The sequence below is a fragment of the Shinella sp. 838 genome, assembly GCF_029623935.1.
Taxonomy (GTDB): Bacteria; Pseudomonadota; Alphaproteobacteria; order Rhizobiales; family Rhizobiaceae; genus Shinella.
Genome location: NZ_JARSBQ010000016.1, coordinates 39,301 through 51,822 on the forward strand (window position 1 = coordinate 39,301; position 12,522 = coordinate 51,822).

General features: G+C 59.7%; 12 protein-coding genes and 1 pseudogene. 10 read left to right on the top strand and 3 right to left on the bottom strand.

Features of this window, described 5'->3' with window-relative positions; genetic code table 11:
• Window positions 1-199: 199 nt before the first annotated feature.
• From P9A16_RS30610 to P9A16_RS30635, 7 genes and pseudogenes are all read left to right on the top strand, one after another.
• Window positions 200-1,621 carry a sensor histidine kinase gene (locus P9A16_RS30610; protein ID WP_024270798.1) on the top strand — a complete coding sequence of 474 codons (1,422 nt, stop codon included), beginning with the start codon at window positions 200-202 and terminating at the stop codon, window positions 1,619-1,621.
• Window positions 1,622-2,079: 458 nt separating this feature from the next.
• Window positions 2,080-2,139: pseudogene (locus P9A16_RS35720) on the top strand (hypothetical protein); the annotation flags it as partial.
• A gap of 52 nt (window positions 2,140-2,191) precedes the next feature.
• Window positions 2,192-2,944, top strand: coding sequence for a sensor histidine kinase (locus tag P9A16_RS30615; protein ID WP_024270799.1), 753 nt, complete (start codon window positions 2,192-2,194; stop codon window positions 2,942-2,944).
• A gap of 18 nt (window positions 2,945-2,962) precedes the next feature.
• On the top strand, window positions 2,963-3,346 hold the full coding sequence (locus P9A16_RS30620; RefSeq protein ID WP_024270800.1) for a response regulator: 384 nt from the start codon (window positions 2,963-2,965) through the stop codon (window positions 3,344-3,346).
• A gap of 89 nt (window positions 3,347-3,435) precedes the next feature.
• Entirely contained in the window at window positions 3,436-3,738 is a 303-nt protein-coding gene (locus tag P9A16_RS30625; RefSeq protein ID WP_081870638.1) for a DUF982 domain-containing protein, read from the top strand.
• 77 nt (window positions 3,739-3,815) lie between these two features.
• A complete protein-coding gene (locus tag P9A16_RS30630) occupies window positions 3,816-4,010 on the top strand; it encodes a DUF2934 domain-containing protein (protein ID WP_024270801.1) in 195 nt (64 codons plus the stop codon).
• Window positions 4,011-4,171: 161 nt separating this feature from the next.
• Window positions 4,172-4,480, top strand: a complete 309-nt coding sequence (locus tag P9A16_RS30635; RefSeq protein ID WP_063832220.1) for a DUF982 domain-containing protein — start codon at window positions 4,172-4,174, stop codon at window positions 4,478-4,480.
• A gap of 349 nt (window positions 4,481-4,829) precedes the next feature.
• On the opposite strand, the gene P9A16_RS30640 is transcribed toward P9A16_RS30635, so the two are convergent.
• The 3 genes from P9A16_RS30640 to catE form a co-directional block, all read right to left on the bottom strand.
• Window positions 4,830-5,411 (bottom strand): cysteine hydrolase family protein, encoded by a 582-nt coding sequence (locus P9A16_RS30640; protein WP_024270802.1) that lies wholly within the window; start codon window positions 5,409-5,411, stop codon window positions 4,830-4,832.
• Window positions 5,412-5,490: 79 nt separating this feature from the next.
• Window positions 5,491-5,991, bottom strand: a complete 501-nt coding sequence (locus P9A16_RS30645) for a YciE/YciF ferroxidase family protein (protein WP_023513649.1) — start codon at window positions 5,989-5,991, stop codon at window positions 5,491-5,493.
• Window positions 5,992-6,104: 113 nt separating this feature from the next.
• Window positions 6,105-8,267, bottom strand: a complete 2,163-nt coding sequence (catE, locus tag P9A16_RS30650) for a catalase C (RefSeq protein ID WP_024270803.1) — start codon at window positions 8,265-8,267, stop codon at window positions 6,105-6,107.
• A 153-nt stretch (window positions 8,268-8,420) separates the two neighbouring features.
• Here catE and P9A16_RS30655 point away from each other — a divergent pair, with 153 nt between their 5' ends.
• The 3 genes from P9A16_RS30655 to treZ are packed head-to-tail and all read left to right on the top strand — an operon-like array spanning window position 8,421 to window position 11,260.
• Window positions 8,421-8,681, top strand: coding sequence for a hypothetical protein (locus P9A16_RS30655; protein WP_024270804.1), 261 nt, complete (start codon window positions 8,421-8,423; stop codon window positions 8,679-8,681).
• A 3-nt stretch (window positions 8,682-8,684) separates the two neighbouring features.
• Entirely contained in the window at window positions 8,685-9,458 is a 774-nt protein-coding gene (locus P9A16_RS30660) for an SDR family oxidoreductase (RefSeq protein WP_024270805.1), read from the top strand.
• Entirely contained in the window at window positions 9,455-11,260 is a 1,806-nt protein-coding gene (gene treZ, locus P9A16_RS30665; protein WP_024270806.1) for a malto-oligosyltrehalose trehalohydrolase, read from the top strand. The genes P9A16_RS30660 and treZ overlap by 4 nt, the downstream gene beginning before the upstream one ends.
• The last annotated feature ends 1,262 nt before the right edge of the window (window positions 11,261-12,522 follow it).

The following is a 12,522-nucleotide window of genomic DNA, read 5'->3' on the forward strand; positions in this document are numbered from 1 at the left end:
GCCTTCGCTTCAATCCGCCACTCTGCGCCTCATCCCGTTGTTTGCCCGATGCGCGATAGCCTTTCTCGCAAACATTTGACAATGTTCCTGATTTGCCTTGTCTATGGTGCTGTAGCGATTATCTAATCGCGTTGAATGGTCCTGCCTGCGGATGGGGAATTTTGTGTCGAGTCTTGAGTTTGCTCGCCACAGGGGCGAGATGGCGCGGTTGATCGGTTCGTTCGACTGGAGTCGTACGAGCATCGGTCCCGTCACGGAATGGCCACAGCACCTTCGATCCGCCGTCGACATCATGCTCGGAGCGGATCTCCAGATCGTCATGTTCTGGGGGCCGCAGTTTCTCGCCCTCTACAACGACGCCTATGCACCGACCATCGGCGACAAGCATCCGCACGCCTTGGGCCGGCCCGCACGCGAATATTGGGCGGAACTGTGGACCGATCTCGAACCGCTTCTCAAACGGGTGTTTGAGACGGGCGAGACGGTTTCGGCAAAGGATCGGCCATTTTACATAGAGCGGGGGCGCGGGCCGGAGACGGTCTATTTCGACATTTCCTACTCGCCCGTCCACGATGCGACGGGCTCGGTCGCCGGCGTGTTCTGCATCGTCAACGAGACGACCGAACTCAGGCGGGCGCAGGTCCTGGAGCGACGTTTGGCGGCGATCATAGCTTCCACCGACGACGCCATCCTGAGCGCCGATCTCGACATGACGATCACCAGTTGGAATCGAGGCGCCGAGCGGCTTTACGGCTACGGTGCCGAAGAGATGGTTGGTCGGTCGGTTTTAATGCTCATTCCGGAAGACCAGGGCGAGGAGGAATACGACCTCTTTCGCCGGATCGGGCTGGGCGAGCATGTGCCGCCCTATGAAACCAGACGCCGGCGCCGTGACGGCACTCTCGTGGATGTATCTCTTACGGTTTCTCCCATCTATGGTGGGGCGGGCGAGATCATCGGGGCGTCGAAGATCGCGCGGGACATCACGGCGAAGAAGCAGTTCGAGCGCTTTCAAGCCATGGCCATGGGCGAGCTAAAGCACCGCATCAAAAACATCCTGTCGACGGTCACGGCAATCGCGCGTCAGACATTTGTCAACGGCGACGAGGAGCGCGATGCCGTGAGGACGTTCGACGAGCGCCTGGCATCGCTCGCGCGCGCCCATGACGTGCTGACAACCGGGAATTGGGAGGAGGCCGATCTGCGCACGGTGATCGATACGGCTTTGCAGCCCTATGCGCCGGATCGGTTCCGTATCGAAGGGCCGGCGATCAATGTCGGGGCGCATGCCGTGACGGCGCTGACGCTTGCCTTCCATGAACTTGCAACAAATGCCGCGAAATACGGTGCCCTGTCGCGAGAGGGCGGGGTCGTTTGCATCCGTTGGCACGGCAGCCGGGACACCGCGCGTTTCAAGCTTCAGTGGAGAGAAGAAGGCGGGCCGGACGTCGTCGCTCCGACGCGGCGCGGATTCGGATCGAAGCTTATCGAACGTCTTCTTGCCACCGAGCTCAACGGCGAGGTTCTGCTAGATTTTGCTCCCTCGGGCCTGATTTGCAATGTGGACGCTTACCTGAGAGCCGAGATATCCGGCCCTAGCTTGAGCCCGGACGCAAGCTGATGTCGGTAGGCGTTCGGTGGAACAATCCAGTGCACTTGCCTGTTCCCGATCCATTGGTGGTTGACGGAGACGGCATTGCATCAGTCCAGGTATCAGAGCGGCAAGGCCCTGTCGGAACGACACAAACTCTTCGATAACGCGGAAATGCGTGGTCGTCTTCAGTCCATGTATCGTGTCGAGAGCGAAGCCGACCAAAGGTTTCAGGATCTGCTCGAGCAGCTTGACGAGGCGTGCTCTCACCGACGGGCGATGCATGAACGGACCGGCCCGGGGCAAGGCCAGATTCGTCAATGATCTTCAAAGCCGGCTATCCCGGACGATGTGCCTGGCATAGTCTGTCGAAAGGAGATTCCGAGGACATCGGCGCGACGCTTCCAGGAGTGGGTACGATGGTGCTGGAGGACCTTTATAGACTGCTGAAGGCCGGCCACGTTCAGGCGCAAGGTGTCGTCGATACGATGAGCCAGGCTGTCGTCGTTCTCGACAGGAATCTGTGCGTGACCACGGCCAACAACGCCTTTGTCAAGACGTTCAGGGTCGATCGCGACGAGGTTATCGGAACGAACTTCTTTGACCTCGGCAACGGTCGCCGCAGTGATCCCGAAGGCGGCGGCGGTCGTCGGCTTCGAGGTGAAACACGATTTTCCGTTGATCGGACCGAGAACCTTTCTGGTCGATGCGCGTCGCCTGGTGCATCCGGACGACAACAGTTCAAGCATTCTCGTCATCTTCGACGATGTCACCGAGCGCCAGCGCCGGGACGCCGAAAAGGACTTCATCATATCCGAGACGCGCCACAGGATGGCGAACCTCTTCGCGGTCGTCCGAGCCATCGCCGTGCAGACGGAGACGCGGGACCGTACGGCAGGCGAATACCGCGATAGCCTGCTGGGACGATTGCAGGCGAGGCTGCGCGCGCAGGAAATCGCCGCCAGCCACGAGGCGACGGATTTTGAGGATCTGCTTCGCCAGTCTGTCGGCGAGGCGGGGGAGGGGCGTCTTGACTGCACGGGCGTCCCCCTCCAGGTACCCAGTTCGCGGGTGCTCGCCATCGGCATGATTTTCCACGAGTTGGGAACGAACGCGCCGAAATATGGCGCCTTGTCTGCAGCAAGTGGCCGGGTCCATGTCACGTGGGCCGTGGAGGAGGACCTTGAGGAGACTTCCAATCTGGTATGCGAATGGCGGGAGATCGATGGGCCGCCCGTGTCGCTCCCGAGCCGGAGGGGCTACGGAACGGAGCTTATCGAGAGAACCTCCGCGCATCTCGGCGGGCACGTGGAACTTCACTACCATCCAGGCGGTTTACGCGCATCAATCTAAATCCCGCTGTGAGGTCCCATGAGCAACCCTGCGAAAGATGCTATCGAACGCAGGCTCTCCGTTCTTGTTGTCGAGGATGACCTGTTCATCGGGCTGGAACTGAAAGCCTGTCTTGAGGATGCTGGTTTTCTGGTTCTGGGTCCGGTTGGATCGGTAAGAGACGCACTCAACCATATCGCGAAACGACGGCCCGACGCAGCAGTGCTCGACGTCAATCTCGGAAGGGAAAAAGTGACGCCGGTGGCTGAGCGGCTGAACGTGCTCAATGTGCCGTTCGTTATTGCCAGTGCCAGCGATCCCGAGGAACTGGCTCAGTATTCCGAACTCTCCAACGCTCGCAACATCGGGAAGCCGACGGATTTGAAAGTGCTCGTAAATTCGATTCTTGCACTGGCCGGGTAGCTTCGATCATGCTGTTGAGTGGCTCTTGAAAACCGGGCCACAAAAACCAAATAGGTGGCGCCAGAATTGTCATTGAAAGGAGGATTGCGATGCTGGCTGACGTCTATTTCTCTGTTCCCCTTCAGGTATCTTTCCCTAATGGGGTGACGCGCTCCTTCGAAAGCGTCCATGACACCGTCGGCTTTCTCGAGAATGAATGGCCCCTCCGACATGGCGAGCGATATAAGCGCGCTTGTCGAAAATGCCGAGCGGCGCTTTACCGAATGACGCCGGTCGCTGTTGCAAGAGAGGCGTTCGTCGCTGCTTGCCTTGAAGCCGGCCTTCCCGTTCAGGGCCTACGGCCGACTTGGCATCGGTCTGGCCCGTCATCGCCGCCGCGCATGAGCGCTTAGCGTTTGCGCATCACGCGTCGGTTGGAACATACCGGCACGACGCTGGTTCAATTCTTATGACCAGCAGGAGGTGTCCGATGACCAACGATCGTGAAGACAAAATCCGCGCCCGTGCCTATGCAATCTGGCAGCGAGAAGGCTCTCAGGATGGCGTTGCGCTTGATCACTGGATCCAGGCTCAGGAAGAGGTTGACGCTGAGCCTGGAGCCGTCGCGCAGAAGAGTGCACGAGATCCTGACAAGCTCGAGAACCGCCCGCCGCCGCCCAGTTAGGGCGGAAGGTAGACCAGGCACTTTTCAAATAGCCGCTCGGCCTATGGAGGGCCGGGCGGCTTTCCGTTCGTACGGAATCGGACAATAGGCGCCACCGTCATTTGAATTTCCAAAACCAGTCCTATTGTCACTCCATGCAGACCACGTTCTGGGAGGAAATCATGGGTATTGCATTGAAGAAACCCACTGTGGGCGTGTGGGCCGCGCCTGTCGTCATCGAATTTCAACCCGGGTGCGGCGAAACCGTCCATGGTCCGGAACAGGCGTTACACTACCTTTTGATCCGTTGGCCTGTTCAGCGAGGACGGCGCTACGAACAGGCTTGCATGGTGACTGCGATGCGCGTGGAGGGACATCACGGACTGTCACAAGCGCGGGAAGCATTTATCGCGGCTGCCGTAGAAGCGAATATCCTCTCGATGATGCGAACGACCGGTTCGCTTGGGGCAAGCTCAATTTCCAGCCATTGATGAAAACGGATTGACGGTCTTCGGCTTCCAGTCGCCCGCATCCTGGCGGGCGACGCCTATTTGCTAAGAGCCGGATGACCCGTCGCCGTAGCTTCCTAAATGCCAGTGTAAGGTTCGAAGCAGCGGCACCGCCGGCTTGTTGTCAGATCGTTTCCGAAGGCTGGCCATGGCTCGGCACCTCGGCGACCGCGTTGTGCTGGAGGTGAAGCGGCATAACCGGCGCTTCGAGTGACATGGAGGCGGTCATCTGAGCTGTTGTCCAGCATGGAAGACGGTTCGCGCCGCCGGCCCCCAACGGCAAGGTGTTCACACGGGTTGTCTGCGTGCGCTTGGTCTCATCGCGAAACTGCTATCCGGAAACCGACGATAAAAACGCCTCCGTCGATATGGCGTCCATCTGGGCAGTAAACCGGCTTTCGAGCAGTCTCAACGACGCGTCGTGCGTTTCATCCGCGCCGCTGCAGACGGCATCCGTCAGGATGATGGCACGGTAGCCCAAATCGACGGCACCGAGGGCCGTTGCGAGGACGCAGACATCGGTCTCGCCACCGGTGATGACAAGCGTTTTGACGTCCTGGCCCCTTAGAAACGCATTGAGCCGTCCGTCGATCCACGGAGAATAGGTCCGCTTGTCGAAAACGATGGCGGGCGGCGTGAATGCGGCAAGTTCGGGGAGTAGGCCATACATCTCGGCCGGGAGATGCTCGGCGGTCATCATCCACCACTTCTCATAATAGGCGCGCCACATGCCTGTCGCATTGGTTGGACGGGCGGGCGGCAAAAAGCGAGAGAAGATCGTTCGGTCTGCATAGTTGCTGGCGACTTCCAGCACTTGTGGCGAGACTCGCTCCATCCAGGTGACTTTCCAAGGCGTGTCTTCAGCAAACATGCGCTGCATATCCACGCAGATATGTCGCCACTCACCGTACATCTCCACTCCCATCGCATCGGTCCGGGCGTCTTTCGCATTTTAGGGACGGGCGGAGAGCCGCCTCTCCGCCCGTTCCGCATCATGCGGCCTTGGTCTTGCCTTCGCGGTTGACCTTGGCCTCTGCAAGCTGCGTCAGGGCCTGATCGGTCTTGGTTTCTTCGGCGAGCGTCTGATCGAGCAGCTTGGCGACGTCGTTCTTGCCAAGCTGCATGGCCCAGGACTTCAAGGTGCCGTAGCGGGCGATTTCGTAGTGCTCGACAGCCTGAGCGGCGGCAAGAAGACCAGCGTCGAGCGCGGGCGAGCCCTTAAATTCCTCGAGGATCTCCTGACCCTCTTCGAGAATGCCATCGATGGCCGGGCAGGTCTTGCCGCGCGCCGGCTTGCCGAGAAGCTCGAACACCTGCACGAGCCGCTCGACCTGTCCCTCGGTTTCTTGCAGGTGCTTGTCGAATGCGGCCTTCAGGTCTTCGGCCTCGGCGCCGCGGATCATCTTCTTGAGGCCGGCAATGATCTTGCGCTCGGCGTAGTAGATGTCTTTGATACCGTCGAGGAAAAGGTCTTCCATTGTCTTGGTAGGCATGGGTCTCTCCTGTTGTCGTGAATGTTTGCCAGAGTGGCGGGCGCGATCGCGCGGGGAGTCAACCAGCCTTTCTGACCTTTGTTCCCCGCGCACACGGCAAAGAATGCTGCCGACTAAGCAGGCGGAACGGATGCCTTGCCAAGCTTGACGGAGGGCTCGCGTGCCCAAAGGCGCAGCTTGCCGAGTTCCGCGACGAAGGCAGAGAGGCCGTTTTCGCCAGGCAGTTCGATGACACCTTCATCGAGCCTGTCGGCAATCCCGGCCACCTGCAGGAGCGGGAGGGCATCGGTGACGTGGCCAATGAACTTGCAGTGCTGGAAGGCATCGGCGACGAAGTCCCGCGCGGTCGCTTCTTGAAGAAGATCATCCATCGCCGCCTTGGCCGGCAGGAGCGCGACCGCGTCGAAAAGCACCGAAGGACCGCCGTCGATCATGAACTGCGCCGGCACCCATGAACCGTCGGACGCCGTCACGCCGCTGACTTTCGGCGCGATCAGTGCGACCTCTGCCTTTTCCGCCGCGATGGCGTCCCGCAGGCCGGTCAGAAGGTCGATATCGACGCCGTCCGTGATGAGGATGCCAAGCTTGCGTCCCTCGAAGCATTTGGGTCCTCGTTCCACAATGCTGAGCGCAGGCGAGGCCTCCAGATCCTGCCGTGTCGGCATTGCGGCATCGGCGGGTTTCGGCATGGACTGGAAGCCTAGTTTCTCGGCGACGGTGTTGGCGAGGGTCTCGTCGATATTCATCAGATGCGAGACGACGCGTTCGCGGATCACGGGCGCTTCGACCTTGCTGAGCTCGAAGGTCAGAGCGGCCGCGATGTGCCGCTGCTCGGCTGGGGTTTGGCTAATGTAGAACTGGCGCGCCTGGCTATAGTGGTCGGCAAAGCTTTCGGGGCGTAGCCTCACCTTCTGGCCCTGCTCTTCCGCAGGGAAATGCGGAAAACCGGCCGACGGCGATTCCCGCGGCCCCTCGCCCCAGGAGTTGGGCTGATAGTTGGCCCGGCCGACGGGGTTGCGCATGGCCATGTGCCCGTCCTGCTGGAAATGATGTAAGGGACATTTCGGCGCGTTGATCGGGATATGCGTGAAGTTCGGGCTGCCAAGGCGTTTCAACTGGGTGTCGAGGTAGGAGAAGTTGCGGCCCTGCAGCAGCGGATCGTTGGAGAAATCGATGCCGGGCGGGACATTCTGGGTCATGAAGGCGACCTGCTCCGTCTCAGCGAAGAAATTCTCCGGCATGCGATCGAGAACGAGGCGGCCGACCGGTTTCACCGGCAGCACCTCCTCGGGAATGATCTTGGTGGGATCGAGGATATCGAAGTCGAAGCTGTCGGCGAAATCCTGATCGAACAGCTGCAGACAGAGCTCCCATTCGGGGAAGTTACCAGCCTGAATCGCGTTCCAAAGGTCGCGGCGATGATAGTCGGGATCGGCGCCGTTGATCTTCACCGCCTCGTTCCAGGCGACGGATTGCAGACCGAGCTTGGGTTTCCAGTGGAATTTGACGAACGTGGGCTCACCCTTCGCATTGAGGAGACGGAAGGTGTGCACGCCGAAGCCTTCCATGAAGCGGAAGGAGCGGGGAATGGCCCGGTCCGACATGACCCACATGATCATGTGCATGCTTTCCGGTGTCAGGCTGATGAAGTCCCAGAAATTATCATGCGCGCTCTGGGCCTGCGGGAAGGCGCGATCGGGTTCTTGCTTCACCGCATGCACCATGTCGGGAAACTTCATGGCGTCCTGGATGAAGAAGACCGGGATATTGTTGCCGACGAGATCCCAGTTGCCTTCCTGCGTATAGAGCTTGACGGCAAAGCCGCGGACGTCGCGGGCGAGATCGAAGGAGCCCTTGTTGCCGGCGACAGTAGAGAACCGCACGAAGGCCGGGGTCTTCTCGCCGGCGCGCTGGAAAATATCCGCCCTCGTATAGGCAGCGAGGGATTCATACGTCTCGAAGAAGCCATGTGCTCCGTATCCGCGCGCATGCACGACCCGCTCTGGGATGCGTTCGTGGTCGAAGTGGAAGATCTTCTCGCGGAAATGGAAGTCGTCGACCAGCAGCGGCCCGCGTGCGCCGACGCGCAGCGAGTTCTGGTCATCAGCGACGGGACCGCCTTGCGCCGTCGTCAGAACGGGCGTTTCGCCCTCGGCAACCTGGTGCAGCTCGCCGCCATTGCCACGCGCCATCTTCTGATCGTGGACCTGCGCCGTGGTCGCCGTGGTTTTCGAGGATTTCGCTGATGCGGGTTTCGAGGATGTACTCTTGGCCATGGTGCGCTCCCTGTTTGCGGATGGCCAACAACACAAGCCGCGAAAGGTTCCGTATGCCGACACATTCGTTGTCTCGGCGACCCGGTCCGTCCGCAAACGTACAGGAACTTCGTCTCCCGTCTTCGGTTTTGACCATCCTGATAGGAGGTCACTATGCAACTCATCGAAACGAATGTTCACAGCGCAGAAGGCACGACGACGGTTGAATTTGTCGGGGAGGGCCGCGAGAAGGTATCGGTGTGCATGGTTGCGCATGATGTATCTGAAGATGCCGCGGTCACGCGCGCCAAGGAAATCATGGTCCAGCTCACCGCTTTCGATTCCGATCCACAACAGCAAGGCGATATCGAAGACGAGACTATAAGCGTGGAAGCTGTCGAGACCACTGGCTTCACGTCCGAAGTGCGGAGCTGACCCATGGGGTCTCCCGTTACGGTGATTACTGGCGCCGCATCTGGAATAGGGCGGGCGACGGCGGAACTTCTTGCGTCAACGGGCCATCGTCTCGTGCTCTTCGACCGCGACGAAAATGCTCTCTCCCAAACGCGCGAGGCTCTTGTGGCCGACGCCGAGGCAATCGCGATTGCCGGTGACGTGTCTGATGAATCTGACGTTGGTGAGATCGTCCAGAAAACGAAGGCCCATTTCGGCCGCCTGGACGCGGTCGTGGCGAACGCCGGCATCAATGGCGTCTGGGCACCGATCGAGAATCTAATGCCCTCCGAATGGGACGAGACGATCTGCATCAATCTTCGCGGCACTTACCTGACGCTTCACAAGGCCGTTCCGCTGCTGAAGCGTGCTGGAGGCGGCGCAATTGTCATCGTATCGTCGATCAACGGGGTACACACTTTCACCAATCCAGGTGCGACCGCCTATAGCGCGTCCAAGGCAGCGCAGGTGGCCATGGCGCAGCAGCTGGCCCTTGAGCTTGGAAAACATCGCATCCGCGTCAATGTCGTCTGCCCGGGAGCGATCGACACAAACATTGTCGCCGGCTCTGAAATCCGCAACCGCGCGGAAACGGAAGTGCCTGTCATTTGGCCGCAGGGCAGCATTCCCTTGACCGATGGCAAGCCGGGCCAGGCAATCGACGTTGCCAAGGTCATCCGTTTTCTGCTCAGCGCCGAGGCATCGCATATGACAGGCTCTTCGGTCTTCGTCGACGGCGGTCAGGGGTTGCTGCGATGATGGCCGTTGATGGTGGCTGGGGGCCGCATTTTTGCAAGGACGGCTCGACAGTGTTCCGGCTTTGGGCGCCGGCCGAATCCTCTTTGAAGCTGGACATCGACGGCCGCCAGGTGGTGATGGAGCGGCAGGATGAAGGTTGGTTCGCGGTCCGTCTCGACCATCAGCCTGTGGGCGCTCTCTACTGCTATGTGCTATCCGATGGCAGGCGCGTGCCCGATCCCGCCTCTCGCTTTCAGCCGCTGGGTGTCGATGGCCCCTCGTTGCTATGCGCATCCGACCGTTTTGCGTGGAAACAAACCGGTTGGTGCGGACGCCCGTGGGAAGAGGCTGTGTTCTATGAACTCCATGTCGGGACGTTCACGCGGGAGGGAACCTATACCGCGGCAATCGAGCACTTGTCCGCACTTGCGGAGATCGGCTTCACCGCGATCGAACTTATGCCGATCGCCCAGTTTCCCGGCCGCTGGGGCTGGGGTTACGACGGTGTATTCCAATTTGCACCGCACAACGCCTATGGCACGCCGGACGATCTCCGGCACTTCGTTGACGCTGCTCATCGGTGCGGGCTGATGGTCTTCCTTGATGTGGTCTACAACCATTTCGGACCGGAAGGAAACTTCCTGCCGCACTATGCCCCCGAGTTCTTCCATAGTGAGGATCCCACGCCGTGGGGACCTCGTATTGCATTCGATGAGCCGGCAGTACGATCCTACTTTATCGGAAACGTTCTTCATTGGCTGCAGGCGTATCGGTTCGATGGCCTTCGGCTCGACGCCGTCGATCAGATCGTCGATGCCGGAACGCCGCACATTCTGCAGGAAATCTCCGACACGGTGCATTCGGCGTTCACAGATCGTCATGTGCATCTTATTGTAGAAAATTCCAGCAATGGCGGCGATTTGCTCGCGGCAAATGAAAATGGCCATCGCCTGTTTGCGGCGGACTGGAACGACGAATTCCATCACGCCATGCACGTTGCTGTGACCGGAGAAGCCGAGGGCCACTATGCGCCCTACAAGGAGCGGCCTTGGCGGCAGATCAAGCAGGCGCTGACGGAGGGCTATCTGAACCAAGGCAAAGCCACGGTCGGTTCAGTCTTGCCGCATCCTGCATCCTTGGCACCAACAGCCTTCGTACACTTTCTTCAAAATCACGATCAGGTCGGCAACAGGGCGCTGGGTGACCGGCTACACGCGTCACTCGACCCGAGGGTTCATCGTCTCCTGACCGAAATTCTCTTCCTGTCGCCGCAGATTCCCCTGGTCTTCATGGGCGACGAACATCTCAGCGACCGTCCGTTTCGCTTCTTTGCCGACTATAGCGGAGATCTGGCCGCCGACATCCACCGGAACCGATTCAGGGAGGCGGAGAATTTTGGAGGCTATCCCACCGGGGCAGGGCCGGAGGATATCGTGGATCCGAACGATTGGACGGCCTTCACAGGGGCAAAGCTCGACTGGTCAAACCTGGACGCGCCGGAGCGCGAGGACTGGCGAGCATTCATGACTCGGCTGATCGACATCCGCCGTCAGTACGTGGTCCCATTGCTCGCAGATGCCCAGGGCTACGCGGGGACCATCGTATCGGACACGGACGCGGAACTCTTCGTCGACTGGCGGCTGATTGGCGGGCTGCTCCAGCTGCGGGCAAATGCCTCCGACGAGCCTCGCGACCTTGGTGGAGACCTCGGCGATCTCGTTTATGCGAGCTGCCGGGACGGGGAGCGGGATACCGTCCCCGCCTGGTCGATCCTCCTCTTTGTTCGGCCTTCGGGGAGTTTCACTGACGAGGCTGGGTCATGATGGTGTTGGCGCGGAACTTCATTGCGCCACCTCGGTTCGCGTGTCGGCGCTGCGCTGAGGACGTGCGCCATACAAGAGCTTGCGATCGATGACGAGCATAGCATCTAGATCGCCTGGCGATTCAGCGGATGAAGGAGATGCTCTGCGCGACGGCGGTTCAGAACCCGCCATCCTGAGACAGCTGGGGCCTGGGCTGATTACCGGCGTAGCGCACGACGACCCCTCGGGGATCGCCACCACCACATCCTTTGAGATACAGGCGAAGCCTTAGAGTGTGTTCCATTAGCACAAACCCCTCAGTTTTTGCGGCCTCTGCGATTGTATGGAAACTGGTGCCAAGGTTTTCGACGGTTGTCATCTGTTCATGAATGATTGTGTTAGGCGCCTGATTATTGAATCGACAAACGGTGCTCTCGATGTAGGAAACATCCACGGGTGGCATTTCGTACCGGGCGCTTTCCAGGTTGGCTGAAACGCTTGCACCCGCAACCAAATGAGGTGCGCCTTGCCCTGGCCAGCTAGTACTGGTGCTTTCCAGCCCGAGGAACTCGCAGCGCTGAAAGCGCTTTTTGACGAGATCAGCTCGAAACCGTGGTTCTCGAAAGACGAGCGGACGCGGAAGAGCTTCGCGAAGTACCTCTTCGATACCTATCCGGGATCGACCTACGTCCACTCAACATCGAGCTCTTGTGTAAACGGCCGCACGCACGTTTCACGGCGTCAACGAGTAAGAACGGCGCCAGACTGTCAAGCATTGGTCGTCCCAGCCGTGGTCGAAGGAGTTTCGTTTCGCGGGGTGGACTTTCGCCTGGTTGAGCGTATCCTGTATACGGGGTGGCAATTGATACGGGCGCCATCCGTGTGAGCAGTAGCGCGCTTCCGCCCCAGGCAAAAAGGGGGCGACGATGAACAGTCATCCCTTGAAGGGGACGTTCCAGCCCGAGGAACTGAGGTCGCTGCAAAAGATCTACAACGAGATCACCCCGCAGCGACGGAACCCATAATGCGCAACGACACCGATCCACTGTCGAAGCATCCGCGCGGATGTTCTATTTGGCCGACGCGGTCGATTGAGGTGGATGATTTCTCGAAGAGGCTCATTTCGAGCCTCCTTTCGGGTGTGAAATCTCAAGGCAATCCTGGCAAGAATGCCTCTCGTTGGAGGTGAAATAATGGAACACAGTGAACTTTTGCGGAAGGAGAAGTCCGCGTGGGGCAACATTGACGAAAGCACCCAGGCTGCACGCGAAATAGTGACCTCC

Excerpts from the sequence above, each read along its gene's own strand:
- P9A16_RS30630 (WP_024270801.1), top strand. The coding sequence starts at position 3,816 with ATGACCAACGATCGTGAAGACAAAATCCGCGCCCGTGCCTATGCAATC.
- P9A16_RS30640 (WP_024270802.1), bottom strand. The coding sequence starts at position 5,411 with ATGTACGGTGAGTGGCGACATATCTGCGTGGATATGCAGCGCATGTTT.
- P9A16_RS30635 (WP_063832220.1), top strand. The coding sequence starts at position 4,172 with ATGGGTATTGCATTGAAGAAACCCACTGTGGGCGTGTGGGCCGCGCCT.
- P9A16_RS30660 (WP_024270805.1), top strand. The coding sequence starts at position 8,685 with ATGGGGTCTCCCGTTACGGTGATTACTGGCGCCGCATCTGGAATAGGG.
- catE (WP_024270803.1), bottom strand. The coding sequence starts at position 8,267 with ATGGCCAAGAGTACATCCTCGAAACCCGCATCAGCGAAATCCTCGAAA.
- P9A16_RS30610 (WP_024270798.1), top strand. The coding sequence starts at position 200 with ATGGCGCGGTTGATCGGTTCGTTCGACTGGAGTCGTACGAGCATCGGT.
- P9A16_RS30655 (WP_024270804.1), top strand. The coding sequence starts at position 8,421 with ATGCAACTCATCGAAACGAATGTTCACAGCGCAGAAGGCACGACGACG.
- P9A16_RS30645 (WP_023513649.1), bottom strand. The coding sequence starts at position 5,991 with ATGCCTACCAAGACAATGGAAGACCTTTTCCTCGACGGTATCAAAGAC.
- treZ (WP_024270806.1), top strand. The coding sequence starts at position 9,455 with ATGATGGCCGTTGATGGTGGCTGGGGGCCGCATTTTTGCAAGGACGGC.
- P9A16_RS30620 (WP_024270800.1), top strand. The coding sequence starts at position 2,963 with ATGAGCAACCCTGCGAAAGATGCTATCGAACGCAGGCTCTCCGTTCTT.
- P9A16_RS30625 (WP_081870638.1), top strand. The coding sequence starts at position 3,436 with ATGCTGGCTGACGTCTATTTCTCTGTTCCCCTTCAGGTATCTTTCCCT.